This window comes from Echinicola soli, assembly GCF_006575665.1.
Classification (GTDB): domain Bacteria; phylum Bacteroidota; class Bacteroidia; order Cytophagales; family Cyclobacteriaceae; genus Echinicola; species Echinicola soli.
Map to the genome: position 1 here is coordinate 4,010,184 of NZ_CP041253.1, position 14,007 is coordinate 4,024,190.

The following is a 14,007-nucleotide window of genomic DNA, read 5'->3' on the forward strand; positions in this document are numbered from 1 at the left end:
GTATTGATTAAAGAGTTCCCAAATTCGTTTTTCCTAGTATTAATTTTCCATCCAAGTCTTCATTCTCATCTGTACAATCGTACAGTCGACCTGTTGGATAAATGGTATGAAGTCCGGTCAGGGAAGCTATCATCTCATTTAAGGTTCCATTATATTTGTTCATGGAAGTGATATTATCTTTTCGTTTGTGTATGTCTGTCAATTCATATAAAAATTCCTTGTAGGCTTTTTCGAACCTTACCAGCTGATTTTCTTTGTAGGTGGCATCTTCTGGATTTTCTACATCCTCTTGGTGAATCTCTGGTTCTTCCCCTTCGCGGTAGCCTATCCAGCAGATTTTTGCCACAATGTGGGCGGGAAGTTCTTCGCGAATGACATTTTCCAAATAATTCCTGAAGTCTTTATTGGCAAATCGATAAGTGAAACCAGGAAGTATGATGCTTACCCTGAAGGAATAAGGATCGATCAGCTTGCAGCTGTCATAATCATCAGAGCAGAAAGGGAGAAATTCTCCCTTCGTAAAGGTTTTACCATCGCTTTCCCATTGGTCAAAATGTTCCGCATCATCCGCACTTGGGCGCAGCAATATGTGCTCTACCAAAAATATTCCCTCTTCTGTAAATTTGTATTTCAAGAAATCAATCAATTCCAGTACAGCTTTCACAGCAGCTTCTTTGTCTTTATGATAATGATACTGCTTCGCTATGATATAATCAGGACTTGACTCAGATTCAATGGCAGGATTAATGACATCAAAACTGTATTTATCCGAACTCTCGGCTTTGTGAAAATGGAAGGCCTCTACCTGAATGGATGTATCAAAAAGTTGGTACAGCTTATGCTCAGGATCCAAAAGATGCTGTATTTTCTCTTTGTCAGTTTCGATGACCTTTAGAATAGTGAAATACATTTCCTGGCCGGCTTTGTTATAGCTTGGATAATCGGTGGTGGAGGAAAGCAGAATGTTTCCACTCTCATTTCTAATTCTCCACCGATAAACCTCCTCACCATCTGTGTTTGTGTATTTGTAGATTTCCACAGGAGCATCGGACAAATTCCTCCGTTTGTATTCTTTGATACCCACGAGACGCGCAATACGTTTCTGTGCGCCAGACACATTGAAAGTATCCCAAAGAGCAGATGCAGGCTGATCATAATAGTTAAATGCATCGCCTCTATTTTTGCTTATCTCTTCATAATCCTTTAAAAATTCCAACTTATTTTGAAGAACAATCTCATCGGTACTTTTTCCATAAAGCAGCTTCATAAGAAAGGCATAATTACCAAAGTTCTCCGCGAAACGTGCCATAAGGTGATCCATGAGCTCATTTCTCCTTGTGATCGGATCATCCAAAATCCCCATCAGTGATTTGGAAAGTCTCGCTTCGTCTTCCAGTATTGAATCATCTTTAAAAAGCTCCTTGACATCCTTAATGTCATTCACGGCTTGGGTAAAGTAGGTCATCCGCGGACTTTGGTCCATCGATAGCAGGTCACTGACTTTTTCAAGGTGCTTGAAATAGGACGCCAGGATTTGGTCAAAAAACAGTAAATACCCTTTCAACTGCTTAGCCAGGGCCCTCCTCGGCATACCCAATTGATGAGGGAGCCCATTGTCACTGAGACCGTATGTCTCAGGAAAATCATGTTGAATACTACTGTAGGCGCCCCATGCTCCATAGTTACCTTTTGGGATTTCCGGAAACTTATCTTTTCCGGCCAGTAAATCCTTATCATGTCTGGCCTTTAGAATATTCTGCTTGTATTCCTTGGCTTGTGCTTTATTTACATTGACCGGTAAGATGCCTTTGAAAAAATTCAGTGTGGTTTTGGAACATAGCTTTGGTTTCTTGTTTTCCGGAACACAGATAACCCATGGAGTATCTCCTTTGCCATCATTTTCATCACAGTGGCCTAGGGTGATATCCTTCACTACTTCCACTCCCTTGATATCCATGATAATATTAATGATATCAGACAGCCTTACTTCCCTTCTGAGTTTAGAAGCATCCAGTTCTTTTGGATCCAGAAAGCCATGTGATAAGACAGGACCTTCAAAAATCTCTGCTGTGCCATATCCTTTATCGATCATCTCCTTAAGGGAATAAAACCGTGGTGATGGTGCCAAGTAATCCTCTAAGGCCACGGTAATTTGCGCATGGATCAGCTCCTCATCGGCTTCTGGTATTACTTCAATATTGGCACAGACAGAAATGGGCACGGTTTCTACAGCTTCTACCGCAATTAGCTCCTCACATAGATTTCGATGGGCGTGAAATGCTTTAAAGATTTGGGTTTTTAGCGCTTCAGGCAATTCCTTGTCAGCATTATCAGTTTCAACTAAAAAACGATAGAGTCCTTTTAGGGTAAAGGATGTCTTTTGGTGAGTTTTCACATTGGGGTCTGCAATCGGGACATAGGATAGCTTCTCATTTTTGAGATCAGCATAGAGCGTGATTTCTTCTTTTTTTAGCCACGCATTTTTGACTCCTTCGATGTCTATCATCAGTTTACGGTAGTCACTGGCAGAAGTCGGTGCAGATGGAAGTATCTCTGCCACCTGGTAAAACTGACCTTCCAATCCCACGTCTTTTCGTGTCATCAGATCTTCAATGGGAAGGTTGATGCGATTGCCAAGATCTGTAATGGCATAGCTCAGTACTTCGAGCATTGTAATACCCGGATCATGGACATTGTAATCTGTCCACAGCTTACTGCCCAATTCCTGGATATGACGTATGCCCTCCTGCCTTAAAAAGTCAAAATCAAGGTCATCTTTGGACTTAATGTCCCTAGGTATCGTGATATGTTCATTTAATGTTGACATTCCTCATTGGGTTGGTTGGGTTCACTGGAGCAAGTATGCGTTATTGGTGTTATCGTATGTTTTTTTGCGGAAACCAAGATCGATTTGGGATTGAGAGGACGGATATAGTCTTTGGTCGATACTTCTTCGAAAGTAGGTGAGCAAGGAGGACTGCTGGGATTTCGCTTCTTGAGCTTAACAGCTTCCAGGTAGTCTACATAGGGAAGTTCTTCCAAATAATGAATCAATTGGCTGCGATGTAAGGTCACGCCAAACTGCACGGTCAGGGCTTGGTCATACGCCCAAGGAGATAGAAAACGTTTAAGGTCTTCCTGCATTTGGGTTTGATAGAAACTTATGTCAAATCCCTCATGAAACTTTACTTTGGTATCCACTTTTACTTCTTCATAATTGGGATTGATGATCTTTGCCTGGACATGAAAACTGTTCAGGTCGTTGATAAAGGTGGCCACTTCGTTTAAGGTAGCTTGGCTGACCCTAGGCTGGTAAATGTCGAAAACCGCTTGCTTGACAGTGTCCGGTACCAGGATAATGGTGACATTTCCAGGAGATTGAAATGCTTGTTCACACGTATGGTTAAGGCATTTTACTTTATAGACATTTGGAAAATGCTGCAAAATCAAGTGCTCGTAATCCCATAAGGTAATGGCTCTCTTTTTGTGCCTCAGTCGTTCGCTGATCCTTCGATAATAGGCATCGTCTCCTTCCTGGTCGCTGCCATCAAAAGAAGAAAATGGTTGATTAATTGATTTTATGCTGCTCAGGCGTTGCTGCAGCTTGCTGATCGTGGCAGCATCCAATCCTTTGGCAAGATGGTCTCCTGTATTTCCCTTATCTTCAAATACCGCTTCTACTGCCTGGGCTTTGATGTCAATCAGCTGACAAACCACATCATAGGGCTTCCTCATGGACGCTCGAAGCCAATGAAGCCCTGTGGGAAGTTTTGTACTTTCCTTAGAGGCGTCTTTAGGTAGGGAAAAGCGGAATATTCCTGATTTCAAAAAACGGGGACTTTGGTTAAGCAGCACATGATCGCTTTTTAACTCCTCCCAATGATCACCTTTCAGATAGTGCCAGCTTATTTGTTGGTTGCCTGTGAATATATCTTTGGCAATTGGATTTTCGCTTCCTTCCAGAAACTGGAACAGCAAGGTGACTTGCTGAAGGGCTTTTGCATTTTCAATGCCTATATATAGCTCTCCCCCCTTGCAAAATGCCGGAACCACCATCAGATCCTTTTGGACTTTCGCTTGGTCTGGTGAAAAAACCTGTAAATGACCAAAGGGCTCTTCATGGATAATGTGAATATTTTTCTCAGCACTTTCCGACCAAAAGTCAATCGTAGCACTGGCCGTATAATCCAATCTGAGATTTTCTACTAATGGCGTGTATGGTTCATTTGGAAGAACACCTACATCATTAATCCCTTCTCTGCCGTTGATCGTTGCTAAGGTGAAATAATGTGGGTATTTCTCATGTAGGAATGAATTGACCAAACGGATCTTTAGTGTTTTATCTTCTCCTGTATCCCATTGGGGATTATCAAAACTAAAAGCAGATGAGTATACGGATCCATTTTTCTGGAACAAATTAATGGTTTCGGAAACATCGTCAGGGTACTTTCTGACTTTAAAATAGTTGTCACTGGTGACCGTTTGGTTTAATGAAACCAATACATTTGATCGATCGGTCTCCTTTATTTCGACGATTTTATTGTCATAAAATTCCCTTACTATTTTTTGACGATTTTTTGAAGTTTTGGCTTCTTCCGCCTTTTCCAATTTTTCTGTAATGTCTTTAATAATCGCCGGGGAATTATATGCCATATAATGTTCCACAAAATCATCCGGTGTATTCAGATAATCCATACTAAAACTGATGTCCTTAAGGGGTTTGGACATTGCTTCGGGATAATGGATGGTAAAGTTAGCTCCCTTTAAAGCCCTCGGGCCAAAAGGAAAAAAAGGCTTGGAAGGGTTTAAAGTGCCTAAATCATTTTCAACTTTCACATGCTCCACTCCAAAAACATCGGTTTGGACAGTGACCTGATGTAGAGGGTTTTCATTGAGCAAACGATAAAGGTTATAACCTTCCCTGTTTTCTGTCCTGAAAATCACCCTCAGCAAGGGCGTTTGAATGGCATAATTTCCACCGTGAATCCCAGCGTCATAGGCAATGACTGGAGAAGCAGATTCATCCAGGTTAATTTGAAGGATCAATTTGTTATTTCCCACAGGAGTATTGATAAACGCTGGTTCATTTTCAAGCACGAACGCTTCCTCACCTATCCAACCCTTTTCACCGGTTAATTCCAGTTTTAGGGCTTTCTGTAAAAGTGCAAGGTCTATGGTCTCTCCTAGTATATTATGCTCGAACAGCAGCGTTACCGTAATCCACCGGTTTCCTTCTGCCAGGTTTAATAGATGGCTGCCAATGGTAAATCCCAATTTGGCGTTTGGAAGTGTTGGCAGTTGGGTGGAGGCATTGCAGCTTTTGGTATATCCAAAGGGCCACCACTTTTTAGCTTCCTTTGGAAGATCCGCCCCTTGGCCGTCATAGGAATTGGCGATAGGAGCCATTACTATCGTTCCTGTTGCATCTGAGGTATCAAGTTCTTTGATGGCTGCTTTATCTACCGTAATATCATTATAGACACTTTTTAGTGCCACGACTTGGGCTTTATTGATGATGGATTCCTCTATCGTCAAGTATGTCCTTTTGGTTCCAGCACTGTCTTTTCCACCATCCAGAGCAGTGTTCTTTTCCAGTTTCCCTTCAGATAAGTTCTTGGCCAGCTCGAATATCAAGTAAACATGATCAGGTGTTAATGGCTCCTTTTCAATTTGAAGTATATCCTGATAGTAAAAATCAAGGTGTCTTTTGGTGAGTTGATTAAAGCGATCCTGGCTGATTTGCAGTAATTTGATAAAGCAAACAAAGAGTGTTAGGTGTGGTGTAAGGTCTTTCGTAGCTGCCTTTTCGGCTAAAAATTGGTCAAAAGAGTCTTTTAGCAGATCCAATTTCTCCCTATCCTCCAAATTGTCCAGCCAGGAAGTGTCTTTCAGAAAGTGTCCGAAGAATTTTTCCCAATCACCAGCAGGTTTATTCTCTGATTCCTTAGTGTAAAAAAGAACGTGCTTAGAAAAGTTAAGTGCAAAAGCATACCAATCCCCAAGTTCAAAATCCTGTAGTTTTACACTTTCAGGAGACAGATGATCCAAGACCAAATCAGGCCTGCCTGTGCCGTCCCTGTTCAAAATATTAACAATATGATTGCAATCTGCGCTCATTGGTTTTAGATTATATTGTTATGCCTTTGTTCCAATTGTCCCCTTAATGTAAGTCCCGGTCCTAACGGTTTATATTGGTTCCTTCTTCGATATAGAATGGATAGACCATATTGTTTCGTGCATTGGTGGCCCTGACCCTGTAATGGAGATGAATGAGTAATTCTCCCCTTAATTCGTCTCCTTGTGTAATGTCGATTTTCTCCGTTTCGATCCGTGGTTCATGGTAAAGTATGGCATTTTTGATAAGCTCGGTGACATAGGTTTTTAAGGTCCTGTTAATCGAACTGAACAATAGCTCATCAAGGTTACAGCCATAAGTAGGCTGCATGATTCGCTCACCAAGCTTGGTTCCGAAAAGGATTTCCAGGCTTTGGTTGATGTCTTCTACTCCTGTGGTGGTTTTCAAACGGCCGCTTTCCTTGGTAAATTCAGGGGGAAAGCTCCATCCGGTTCCTAAAAATTCGTTACTATCTGCCATGACTTTTATCCGATTAAAACTGTAGGTTCGCCTATCACAATACTGCCTCCATGGGCCGTAGAATCTCCAAGTCTCGCTGCCGGCATTCCTCCTATCAACACCGTGGATGACCCCATCACGATACTGTCAGGAGGTCCAGTACACGTGGCCATATCGCCCACACGCGCAGCCGGCATTCCACCGATCAAGACGGTAGGCTCACCGGGGGGCATGATGGGGCCTCCCACATGGGGAACTGTACCCGTCACCATTGGGCAGACATGCATATCGTTTGCTCTTGCTGCTGGCATTCCCATTTTTTTAGCTGTTAGATGTTAGAAATAAAATGTTCGATGTGTCACTTTCTTCGTGCTTCCCCTCAATTGATCTGTACCAAAGAGCCCTTGAGCACTGCTACAGCACTGGTGCTTACTTCTGCTCCTGCGCTGCCTTCTGCTTTGAACTGGGCATTGGCCTTTACATTTACATTGGTGCCTTCCAGGTTAAGGTCTCCAGTTGCCTTGATATTGAAATCCTTCGCTGCCTCCAACGTAATACCACTGCTGTCCATCACTGCGGTATTGCCATTTTGATCTTCAATGGTAATACTCCCGGCATCATCATCCAGCAAAGCTTTGTTTCCACCAGGTGTTTCGATGAGCACACTGGATTTTTCATCATTAAATATAAACTTGATCCCGGATCGAGTATGGATTCCTTTTTCGTGGTTGTCATCAGCGCCTGGAATGGGGCTAGGTTTAGCACTGCTATGGAGCATTCCCAAGATCACGGCTTCATTCGGATCTTCATTGATAAACCCCACTACCACTTCATCATCAAGTTCTGGCCTGAATGTCACGCCTCTTTCATTGCCTGCATCGAGACAGGCCTGTCGACACCAAATGCCTTCCTCTTCGTTATTAATGATGGGAATTTTTACTTTGATACGATCTTCTCCATCGGGATCTTCTTCCAGTTTGGTCACAATCCCTACTTGTAAACCGCTTATGGCGGCTGTTAGCCCCGCTGCAGGCGGAGTGTGGATGTTTGACTCAGATTCAGAAAACCAGGATGGATCAAAACCAAACTGCGCATCTATCGTCCAGTTTCCTTCAGCGATTTGATGACTTATGCCCGAAATAAAAACCTTGCCGTTATAGCGATCCCCTACCCCTTCCAGTAATAAATTGGTGCCGGGCTTTACGTTAGGTATTCCCTGAAACTTAATCCTTCCCCTGGTCTTGGCCATTTGCTGAAACTTCCATTTAGCATCCGCCCAGTCTTGCAGAGCGGTATCTTTCTTGTTCCCACCATGCCGAAGTATTACCTCACTGTCATCCAATAAAGCAGCTAATTCCCCCGAAGAAATATTGCCATTCAAGGACAAGGAAGGATCGGTTCCTTCGATCTCCAATAACTCCTGATCGGCCATATTCCAAGCTTTTGCCAATACTGTGGGTATTTGGGTACGTGCATCCATCTCGGCATCAAACTCTAAAACGGTAGCGCCAAACGTAACCGTCTCCACGGGTTCTGCACTTAAATCGGGCAATTGAAATTTCAATTTTCCGTCGTCTACCAATCCAATCATCCCATTGGCTTGTGCCCTCATGATCATAAAATCCCAATCGGTCACATCGTATTGGATCAATTCTGCGTGAGTGGTATTTGTAGAGCCAATGTCAGTATCCAAACCATGGGCGCCCCCAAGTGCTTCCAAAACATCCGCATCAGCCATTTCATAGAAATATTTACTTTTCCTCCTAAGGGTCATTTTCACCGCTTTGTCTTTAGCCTCTACCATAAGTAAGGACTGGTTGTTTCGGATTTTCAGGTTTTGCTTTACGATGATGCCTTTAAAAATGGTGGCTTCATCAGAATGGTAACCAGCGGTAATTTCCATTTCCTTTCCAGGAACAAAATACTCACCGTTACTGACGGCGAAATCCCGTTCAGATGGATCACCATCCAAGATGACCAGCTTTGCCACCGGTATTCTGTTGATTTCCTTGGACACGAGAATGTTTTTTACCTGAATGGTGCCTGGGATTTCTTCCCCGTCAATCAGGATCTTGTGCGTCACTCGATCTACGCTTTGGCTGGTCGATATGGTTCCACTGTTGTTCATTCCTTCTGTTTTTGTAGTGGTGGAAATCTAAGCTCTGTACCTGTTTTCAGCTTTCTGAAGTTCGTCAGTCCATTTGCTTTGGCTACCTCAAGGTAGTATTTGCTGTCTCCATAGATCCTGTATGTCATGAGTGGCAGCTTATCCCCATCCTTGACCACTCTATAATGGGTTAAGTCTGGTGACTGGTTGTTCTCTTGGGCAGTACGGAGTTCTTCCTCGACAAACTCCCCGATCTTTGCCGTGGCCAGTGCTCTTATAGGCGTACCATCTGGTCGAAAGAGCTTATACTCAATGTCCATTTCCTTGAGATAGCCCTTGAATAGCAGGCTTCCCCAAGTGATCATCAGGTAGTTGGGTTTATGCTTTTCTCCATTGTACTCATAGACCACTTTTTTGAAATGCGCCACATCATCGATTACCCCGTTTTCGGTAGCTTCATAGCCAGCGATCACGCCTGTCCGATCAAAGAGAAAATCCAATTCCAAGGTCTGTGGCAAGATCTTATTGAAGCGGATGGGTGCTGCACTGGTCCCTGCCGCCTGATCTTCATTTTGCTCTACACGGTACTGAAATTTGTATTTTTCAGGATTGAGCAAGGTGGTAAATTCACCATTGTCCACTTCTTCAGAGAATTTAGTGTCCTTGTAGGCGACGATTCTAAGCTTTTCCAGTTTTCCTTCACTCATGGCTTACCTTTCCTTTTTATTTTCCAAAATTTCCATCACTTGCTCCACACATTGCGATATGATCTCTTGCTGTCCTCCCGTTCCGGACTTGCCACCGCCAGTGGGTGATTTCCCTTCATCCACGGTGATTTTGATATGCAGTTCTTTGATTTCAATGGGCATCACTAATTTTCTTTTGTGATTTTGGTAAAATAATTATAGGCCAATTCAAGTGATTCAATGGCCAACTTACTCTCTTCAGCATTGAAATCTTCCACACTCCATTTTACAGGGTAAGCGTGTACAATATTCCAAGAGATCAAAGGCTCATGCTCTTCATTTAGCAGAGAAACAGTCACATCCAAGGGCTGGAAAACAAAATTCTCAATCGCATCCCTGCACCAAGAAATCAATTCGGAGTCAACTAATAATCCTCTCTTTAGGACTAGATTGGGATACTTGGTCTTTACTGGGAATTTATGTTTAAACCTATTTTCACCTCCCTCCGCAAATTCCTCTGTATCTATATCCACACTCAGGCCGGATACCGACTGAAAGGCATGATCCTTTTTCTTACTGAACTGATCTCCTTTTTGTGAAAAGGAAACTTGAAAGTGAAAACTGGAAGGTGGATAGAATGTCTCCATGGTTTATACTAATCATTTTGAATAGTAAGTCCCTCATGGGCAATCTCCATGGAGTCTATCGCCACCTCATTCCCATCTCCCTTTAGATCGGTAGACTGGATTTTGAGTGGCCAGGCATTCTTTACTTTCCAGGTCACCACCGGTTCATGCTCTTCATTTAATAAGCTAATGGTGATATCCCGTCGCTCTACCTTGTTTAAATTGATCGTTTGGTACCACTCGTAGTAGTTGTTGTTCCCCTTAAAAGTGCCTCTTTTCATGGTGATGTTTGAGAATTTTTGCATTCCGGGCATTTTGATCTTGCTGTATTCCGGCATCGCTCCATCCCGGTATTCTATGATCTCGGTTTCCATATCCAGTCCGGATATTTCAGTAAACCCTATTTTATCTTTTCCCCATTCCACAGAGAAATGAAACTTTGATAATGGATAGCTCATGATTTTTGTTGTTTTTGGTTACTGCATTATTTGATAATTGAATTAGCCTGGTGTCAGAAGCCGAATGTCCTTAAGTATATCTACACGACACGCTTTTACGGACATCTTGACATCCTAAGACTCTTGCATTTTGTGGGAGAATTTGAGAATGATAAACTCGGCAGGTCTTACTACGGCCATACCTATTTCTACATTCATTCTTCCTTCCAAAACATCTAAACTGGTCATGGTCTGTCCCAGTCCTACCCTTACATAAAATGCATGCTCCGGTTTCGCTCCTGCCAATGCCCCTGCTCTCCATTGGAGGGTAAGGAAGTTTTCGATCATTGCTCTTACTCTCACCCAGGTATTGCCATCATTCGGCTCAAAAACAAACTGCTCGGTAGCCTTTTTGATGGATTCCTCTGCCATGATAAAGAAACGCCTCACCGAAATATAGCGCCATTCATTATCGTTTCCTGCCAGGGTCCTGGCTCCCCATACCATAATACCTTTACCCGTAAATGGCCTAATAATATTAATGGACTTCCCTGCCACGACGTCCACATTAAGGTTTTCTTGCTCCTTATTATCAATCAGTTCGGTAACGCCCACGACATTATTCATAGATACATTGGCCGGGGCTTTCCATACTCCTCTGTTAGCATCCACACTAGCATAAACGCCCGCTATTGCTGCACTTGGAGGCAAGGTCAAATATTCATTGGCGATCCGTTGAAAAATACTCTTGAGCGCCGGAATGGCCTCCTTGGCTGAGTTTTCGACGGTAGCAGTGAAACTCTCTCCTGAAGTGGTGATGAGATCCAGGGAAGATTTAATGCTACTCCATAATTTTGAAATAGCACCTACATGGGGCTGGATCCTTTCCACATTGGAAGTTCCGGTACCAAAATAGGTATTTGTCGATGTGGAGCTGGTATAATCCAAACCTGTATCCGAAGCAGCCAACGTTAATGCTGAGCTGAGTGAACCGCTGTCTCCATTGATTTTGGCAATCTCATTTTCGGTACTGTCCAGGGCGGTACTTAATTTTGAAACCAAAAAATCAAACAGGTATTCATCATCTCCTGCGGGAGCACTTTTGTCTTCCAGTGTAATGGCCGTACCGCTACCGATATCGATGGTATCCCTGACCACATCCATGCTAGCGGTGTAATAATTGATTAGGGCTTCCAGATTTGTTTTGCTAGGCGTATTTTTCAGAGTAGTTGAAAGTGCCTCGAATTTTGCCTGAAAAGAAGAATGGCTTCCCTTCAGTGCATCTATGGCACCTTTAATGGTGCTGTGGTCATCCACAAGATTATCTAGCCTATTGGCCAATTCCTTGGCGTCGGCATCTGCTATCAAATCTGCTAGATTGACAGCGGGACCATTTTGGGTTATTTTTCCTTTTATGTCCTTATATTTAACCACACGAGGAAGGTTGGCTTTTATCCATGGAGAATAAGCAGCACCATATTTAAGGTAGTTCATGCCTATTCCATTTCTAAAATTCTCCACCGCTTCATCGTGATCCACTGTATCCTCTTTTAAGTCAAAAATGCAAAACCTGTCCTGAAGGTCATTGCACTGGCCTAGCATAGCGGCATAGAGTGAATTTAGATTACTTTGGTTCATTAACGGGGCGTCTGGCATCACCAATAAAGTGGGGCGATCCACTTTTTTTATCTTCGCCAAACCTGCCAAAAAACCTGGCGTGGATCCATCTGCAGTGCCATTCTGAATGGTGTCTTGATATGAGCCGACAGATACCACATAGCAATCTCCGCCGCCATTAGCATAAAACATCCTAATACATTCATAAAGATGAAATTTTTCTGTTAAAGCCAATTCGGTGACTTGATTCTGTGCATTGATCTCCAAAGTACCTACATCAACTTGTGGTGCACCACCAAAGTATTCGGTGAATTCAAGAACGGAAGAAATCTTCACTGGTTCATTTTGGGGGAGATCTTTCTCTCCATCCTTAGCTTTTGCCGTATACCCGATAAAGGCCGGAATTGCTGTTTCTACTTGTGCTACAGAGGGTGGAAATTTGGTGATTTCCTCTATGTAAACACCTGGTGTTTTATATGATGTTGCCATGATAAAAAGGTTTAAATGAAAATTTCTGAATATGGTTTATTAGCTATAAATTTTATTTGCTGAGGGCTGGGATTCGGAAAATTATATTTATCCAAATCTGCAGGCGGAGATTTAAAATCGGAGGGCTTGTCCATGGGAATATACCCAAAGCGGGTCAATGGCCATTCCTGTTTGGTTTCTGTCTCAAAACCATCCCGCAGATGGATGTATTTCCAAGTGGTCTTTTGATTGTCAAAATGGATTTTGAAATGTGGTAAATTATTCTTTATCCTCCCGTCGTTGATGATGGGGCTTTTATTGGTATGGTCGCCTTGCATATATACATGGAGGATGCCATCTGTGTTGATCGACTCGTCCTTGTCCAGAAATTCCAGCAGGTGACCTTTGTTTTCACCATCAAAAAGATACCTGCTCGTGACGGTGGCTTGCTGGTTTGAGGTATGGATCGTATTGAAATTATGGCTTTCGGGAAGCATGAGTTCTTTATTGGAAAAATAGAATAAGGCTCCTGCCCTTTCTAGATTTGTATAATTATCAAAGAATGGATCTGTAATAGAAAGCTTGAAAATCAATTGCTGATCACCTGCAAGGGATACGTAAGGAGTACGGTCATCATCAGGACTTACCTTCACCACCACCAATAGCTGGTTTGGAAATGACTTAAAAATCATCAATTGACCATTGAGCATGTCCTTTGTTCTGGCAGTTGGTGTGATGTTCATGAAATCCTGCCAATTATAGTTTTTCAATTGGCTTTCCTTTTCATTATCGGTCATATTACTGAACTGGACCTCTCCATCATTCAAAAAGTAATTATGGTAAATACTTAGCTTAAAAACCGGCCTGTATAGGGAAGTAGCTTTCATGGTCATTGTTGCTTGTAGTTTCTGCTGATTTCTGTGATGACGCCCTGTTGGGAAATAGGCAAATCCCTTTCGATTTGAACAAGGTTCAATTTGTAAAAAACGGAAGGTAACTGCCTTCCTCCCAATGTGCCCCAGATATAGTTTAACTCTTCAAAAGTTGGGGTAAATAGCTCCATTGTGAACCGGAAATTCTTAATACCACTCATCTCATCCAACTCCCGATCAAAAGAAGTGTTGGATTGGGTAAAGACTTTTTTATGCTGGAAAAACTCTAAAATCCTTGATAAGTCACTCAATGACTTTTTATAAACAGTGCGATTGGCACAGAATATCAAAAATAAATTAAGGTTAAGCTTGGGATTTTTATAATTGACCATATCCTCTTCTATTTGATGATTGGAGAAATTTTTCATTGTAATTTCTTCCCTCAGGTTCACCATTGATAGGATCAACTTATTCTTGAGTGATTCGGCCACGTCCTGCTGAGAATCGATCATGGCCACGTTCTCCAATATGACTTCGGAGTCGTCCATTTCAAGTTCATTGAAATACTGGTTTACTTCACCAGCTAGGATTTTAAGTACTTCAAAAATCATATCGTAAAA

12 protein-coding genes are annotated in these 14,007 nt (G+C 42.5%); all 12 read right to left on the reverse strand.

Features of this window, described 5'->3' with window-relative positions:
• Nucleotides 1-7: 7 nt before the first annotated feature.
• Entirely contained in the window at nucleotides 8-2,827 is a 2,820-nt protein-coding gene (locus FKX85_RS15745; protein WP_141615648.1) for a hypothetical protein, read from the reverse strand.
• Nucleotides 2,815-6,117, reverse strand: a complete 3,303-nt coding sequence (locus FKX85_RS15750) for a baseplate J/gp47 family protein (RefSeq protein WP_141615649.1) — start codon at nucleotides 6,115-6,117, stop codon at nucleotides 2,815-2,817. The genes FKX85_RS15745 and FKX85_RS15750 overlap by 13 nt, the downstream gene beginning before the upstream one ends.
• Nucleotides 6,118-6,178: 61 nt before the next feature.
• Nucleotides 6,179-6,595: a GPW/gp25 family protein gene (locus tag FKX85_RS15755; RefSeq protein ID WP_141615650.1), complete on the reverse strand. Its 417-nt coding sequence runs from the start codon at nucleotides 6,593-6,595 to the stop codon at nucleotides 6,179-6,181.
• A gap of 5 nt (nucleotides 6,596-6,600) precedes the next feature.
• Nucleotides 6,601-6,891 (reverse strand): PAAR domain-containing protein, encoded by a 291-nt coding sequence (locus FKX85_RS15760; protein ID WP_141615651.1) that lies wholly within the window; start codon nucleotides 6,889-6,891, stop codon nucleotides 6,601-6,603.
• Nucleotides 6,892-6,953: 62 nt separating this feature from the next.
• A complete protein-coding gene (gene vgrG / locus FKX85_RS15765) occupies nucleotides 6,954-8,702 on the reverse strand; it encodes a type VI secretion system tip protein VgrG (protein WP_141615652.1) in 1,749 nt (582 codons plus the stop codon).
• Nucleotides 8,699-9,388, reverse strand: coding sequence for a CIS tube protein (locus FKX85_RS15770; protein WP_141615653.1), 690 nt, complete (start codon nucleotides 9,386-9,388; stop codon nucleotides 8,699-8,701). The genes vgrG and FKX85_RS15770 overlap by 4 nt, the downstream gene beginning before the upstream one ends.
• Nucleotides 9,389-9,391: 3 nt before the next feature.
• Nucleotides 9,392-9,550 carry a DUF5908 family protein gene (locus FKX85_RS21485; protein WP_168196277.1) on the reverse strand — a complete coding sequence of 53 codons (159 nt, stop codon included), beginning with the start codon at nucleotides 9,548-9,550 and terminating at the stop codon, nucleotides 9,392-9,394.
• A gap of 2 nt (nucleotides 9,551-9,552) precedes the next feature.
• A complete protein-coding gene (locus FKX85_RS15775; RefSeq protein WP_141615654.1) occupies nucleotides 9,553-10,014 on the reverse strand; it encodes a phage tail protein in 462 nt (153 codons plus the stop codon).
• Between the two features lie 8 nt (nucleotides 10,015-10,022).
• Complete coding sequence (locus FKX85_RS15780) at nucleotides 10,023-10,451, reverse strand: phage tail protein (RefSeq protein ID WP_141615655.1); 429 nt, start codon at nucleotides 10,449-10,451, stop codon at nucleotides 10,023-10,025.
• A gap of 114 nt (nucleotides 10,452-10,565) precedes the next feature.
• Entirely contained in the window at nucleotides 10,566-12,536 is a 1,971-nt protein-coding gene (locus tag FKX85_RS15785; protein ID WP_141615656.1) for a phage tail sheath family protein, read from the reverse strand.
• An 11-nt stretch (nucleotides 12,537-12,547) separates the two neighbouring features.
• Nucleotides 12,548-13,402, reverse strand: coding sequence for a hypothetical protein (locus tag FKX85_RS15790; protein WP_141615657.1), 855 nt, complete (start codon nucleotides 13,400-13,402; stop codon nucleotides 12,548-12,550).
• A gap of 2 nt (nucleotides 13,403-13,404) precedes the next feature.
• Nucleotides 13,405-13,998 carry a DUF4255 domain-containing protein gene (locus tag FKX85_RS15795; protein ID WP_141615658.1) on the reverse strand — a complete coding sequence of 198 codons (594 nt, stop codon included), beginning with the start codon at nucleotides 13,996-13,998 and terminating at the stop codon, nucleotides 13,405-13,407.
• Nucleotides 13,999-14,007: the final 9 nt, after the last annotated feature.

Coding starts and splice junctions, on each gene's coding strand:
- FKX85_RS15745 (WP_141615648.1), bottom strand. CDS start 2,827: ATGTCAACATTAAATGAACATATCACGATACCTAGGGACATTAAGTCC.
- FKX85_RS15750 (WP_141615649.1), bottom strand. CDS start 6,117: ATGAGCGCAGATTGCAATCATATTGTTAATATTTTGAACAGGGACGGC.
- FKX85_RS15755 (WP_141615650.1), bottom strand. CDS start 6,595: ATGGCAGATAGTAACGAATTTTTAGGAACCGGATGGAGCTTTCCCCCT.
- FKX85_RS15760 (WP_141615651.1), bottom strand. CDS start 6,891: ATGGGAATGCCAGCAGCAAGAGCAAACGATATGCATGTCTGCCCAATG.
- vgrG (WP_141615652.1), bottom strand. CDS start 8,702: ATGAACAACAGTGGAACCATATCGACCAGCCAAAGCGTAGATCGAGTG.
- FKX85_RS15770 (WP_141615653.1), bottom strand. CDS start 9,388: ATGAGTGAAGGAAAACTGGAAAAGCTTAGAATCGTCGCCTACAAGGAC.
- FKX85_RS21485 (WP_168196277.1), bottom strand. CDS start 9,550: ATGCCCATTGAAATCAAAGAACTGCATATCAAAATCACCGTGGATGAA.
- FKX85_RS15775 (WP_141615654.1), bottom strand. CDS start 10,014: ATGGAGACATTCTATCCACCTTCCAGTTTTCACTTTCAAGTTTCCTTT.
- FKX85_RS15780 (WP_141615655.1), bottom strand. CDS start 10,451: ATGAGCTATCCATTATCAAAGTTTCATTTCTCTGTGGAATGGGGAAAA.
- FKX85_RS15785 (WP_141615656.1), bottom strand. CDS start 12,536: ATGGCAACATCATATAAAACACCAGGTGTTTACATAGAGGAAATCACC.
- FKX85_RS15790 (WP_141615657.1), bottom strand. CDS start 13,402: ATGAAAGCTACTTCCCTATACAGGCCGGTTTTTAAGCTAAGTATTTAC.
- FKX85_RS15795 (WP_141615658.1), bottom strand. CDS start 13,998: ATGATTTTTGAAGTACTTAAAATCCTAGCTGGTGAAGTAAACCAGTAT.